The following is a 3,133-nucleotide window of genomic DNA, read 5'->3' as shown; positions in this document are numbered from 1 at the left end:
TGTGCTCTTCCGATCTGACTTCGCCGGAAAGACCGGAATGATCAAAAGCTAGTTCTTCTTGGCCATCGGCATCGTATCGCCTTGAGTCAGGTATGTCGGCCATTTTGCATTTCTTTCCCCGTATCTGCCTAAGGCATTGTGGCTCTAGTTCAAGCTTCTGTCAATGAATCTCGCCCGTTGAAACAGCTCTTCGGCCAGACTCTGTTTGAGCTGCGGGTCAATTCTGATCGCCTGAGCGCTCCTCAACTTATGGCCCCGATGGACGGCGCGTGCGCGATCGACGCCGTTCAGATTCTTCACGCATGCGCTCGGGATCAGGGCGTTCGATTTCTTGAAAGTTTGCAACATCCTTGCGCAGCTGCATCAGCTCTTGGCTAGAGATAGAACGCTGTCGCTTGATATCGCGCTGCAACGCTTGGCGCTCTTCGATCTGCTTGAAGATCATCTCGTCTTTCTGATCACGATCACGCTGCCAAGCTTTGAGCGTCTCTTGCTCACTCTGAGCTTTGATCTTGGCATACTGACCAGTCAGCCGATGCCAGATGCCAGAAAACCCTCGCGGCAATCGCTGCGTGCGTTCCTTGGTCTCAAGCAACCAGCGCTTTTCTTGTCCGGTCTTAAGTTTTGCTCGTTCGTCATTGTGACGTGAGACCATCTCACCTTTGCGAAAATCAAGCATGGCCATGCGCTGCTTCGCATCTGTTTCCGCGCCTTTGATGAAATCTTCGAGCTTACGCGACATGCCTCGCGCAATTTCAGCTTTGACTTGATCAACAGATCGCGGGCGCTCGCGATCCCCAATACGGGCAGAGAGTTCCTTGGCTTTAACGCCAGCGTATCTTGAGAGTGAATAGACCTCGCCGCGATAGTCGACAGCGACAAATCCGCGTCGATCACCTCTCGCCAGCCAGAAGCCGCGCTCCTTAAGCGCGCTCTGAAACGATGACCTATTGTCGGAAGTCGCCCAACATTGTTGAAGGGCAGTCTTGATCTCGCGGGGATCGACACCCGCGCGTTTTGCTTGCTGCCATTCTTCGCGGCTGAAGTTGAGCGGATCACGCAAACGGCGATCTTGCAGACCACGCGGCATGTCCCAGCCATGTTCAAGATAGAGCTCACGCGAAACATCGCGCAGCTTGGTTTTGTAGTGCGGCAGATTGATTGCGCGCATCTTGTCCGTATCGATACGCGACCAGACAACATGTGCATGGCGTCTGCCATCCTTTTCATGAAAGACGATAGCGCGCGGCTGGTTCTCCAAACCGAGCTTCTTTCCGATCTGATCAGCGGCGCGCTCGAAAACCTCCGTTTCGACATATGCCCCTTCAGGAGGGTTCAGGCTCATTGAAAACAGATAGTTCTTGCATCGTGTTCCTCTGGCGATGGCATCGGCCTCATGAAAGGCGTCGATTAGCTCATCGCTGACGAAGCCAGAAACCTCGTGAAGCTCGACATGTTCGTTATCACGCGTTGCCAATAGATATCGCGCCAACTGACCACCATCACCGCGTTCTTTGGCCTTAAGGATCATGGTGATGCTCCAGGTGATTTTCCGAGTGCACGAAGCAGTTCAGTGCGCAGCGCTTTGATCTCTTCGCACGCCGCGACGAGATCAGCTTCGGTTTCCGGCGTTACCGGCAGTGATCCTGTATTTACGGCCTTGGCGAGTTGATTGACGTTCGATGACAACCGTGATCCGCCCAAAGCGCCTAGAACGCGGCCCAAGGCTTCTGCGTCTTGGATGGGGCAGTTTCCAGGTTTTCTGCGAGGAGATACTTCATCGCCAAACAAACGTTCTCGGATATGGGCGGAGAGCGTGCTGCGGCCACGTTCCGCATCAAGTCGCGCCCGTTCCTCAAAGGTAAACCGGATGGAAAAAGGCGGCGGATACTTCTGTGGCTCAGCGTCTAACTTGTGCGTTCGACTCGCTAAATCATTGAATTCATGGCGTGAATGTGTCATTCTCACACCTCAGACTCTTAGAGTCTAACAATGCGAGATGGCGTTCCCATTCTTGCAGGGCATCGAAAAGGGAGTTCAAACTATCTCCCTCTAGCTGCACCATTCTACCCTCCCTGACATGAAAAACCCTAATAGACCGATTTGGGGGGATTTTTATCGTTCTGGTGCCCGCTTTCCCAATGGTCAATTTGGCTTGCGGTTAGGCATCGGAAGCACCAAACGACGCCCAGATTGGCAGTCATTGCAGTATCCGGTTTTGCCCAGTTTCGGAGACCGGACGGGGGTTTGATCGAGGTTTCAGCATCTTTGTTTCAGCCCTCCAATAAGGTGGTGTTTTTCGCGCCAATTTATCACCCAGTTTAGCCTACATGACCAACTTTCGCTCCAGATTCGCAGCAAACCCTTCGCTGACCGCCAAAAGCCTTCGGCTGAGTGTTTCGATTGAATGGCCGAGAGGCTTTCAATTTGGTCTGCAACGGTTTTGAGCGAGCTGGTGACTGCGACCTCGGCAGCCAGCGCGCCAGTCAAACACTATTCGGCTTGTGGAATTCAGGTGCCGAAAAACGGCTGACGACAGGTTCGCTGCGCAACCTGGGTCGGCTGCATCCTTTCGCGGGTCAGCACCGCGAAGGCGAACTGGCGCCAGGGCACGGCACCGCTGGACAACACCTATCCGGACTGATGCCGGCAAGGATGTGCGCGGTGCGCATCACACCATCCCGCCCAGGTGCCTGTGGCCCGGACGGGATGTGAATATTTCTGGAACAGTGAAAGGATCAGAGCCCGGAGACGCGGTGCCCGGCATAGATCTGGATGATCTTTTCCACCGCCTGTTCGGGCGGCAGTTCCTCGCTCTCGCCGCTGCGGCGGCTGGTCAGTTCCACCACGCCGTTCTTCAGCCCGCGCGGGCCGACGGTGATGCGCCAGGGCAGGCCGATCAGGTCCATGGTGGCGAATTTACCGCCAGCGCGTTCCTTGCGGTGGTCGTAAAGCGGCTCCAGCCCGGCGGCGGTGAAGCTGTCGTAAAGCGCTTCGCAGGCGGCGTCGGCTTCGGCGTCGCCCTGTTTCAGGTTGACGATGCCGACGTGGAAGGGGGTCACGCCTTCGGGCCAGATGATGCCGTTTTCGTCATGGCTGGCCTCGATGATCGCGCCCAGCAGGCGCGACACGC

At 55.7% G+C, this 3,133-nt stretch carries 3 protein-coding genes; all 3 read right to left on the bottom strand.

Translation table 11 applies throughout. The features are described 5' to 3' along the window. Nucleotides 1–247: 247 nt before the first annotated feature. Nucleotides 248–1,531: a relaxase/mobilization nuclease domain-containing protein gene (locus QZ571_RS18355; protein WP_295537609.1), complete on the bottom strand. Its 1,284-nt coding sequence runs from the start codon at nt 1,529–1,531 to the stop codon at nt 248–250. Further along, nucleotides 1,528–1,962 (bottom strand): hypothetical protein, encoded by a 435-nt coding sequence (locus QZ571_RS18350; protein ID WP_295537607.1) that lies wholly within the window; start codon nt 1,960–1,962, stop codon nt 1,528–1,530. The genes QZ571_RS18355 and QZ571_RS18350 overlap by 4 nt, the downstream gene beginning before the upstream one ends. A 776-nt stretch (nt 1,963–2,738) precedes the next feature. Beyond that, nucleotides 2,739–3,133 (bottom strand): His/Gly/Thr/Pro-type tRNA ligase C-terminal domain-containing protein (locus QZ571_RS18345; protein ID WP_295537606.1); only part of this gene is annotated, 395 nt, incomplete at its 5' end.

The sequence above is a fragment of the uncultured Thioclava sp. genome, from assembly GCF_913064665.1.
In the GTDB taxonomy this organism is placed as follows: Bacteria; Pseudomonadota; Alphaproteobacteria; order Rhodobacterales; family Rhodobacteraceae; genus Thioclava; species Thioclava arctica.
This window is presented reverse-complemented; position numbering and strand designations above follow the sequence as displayed.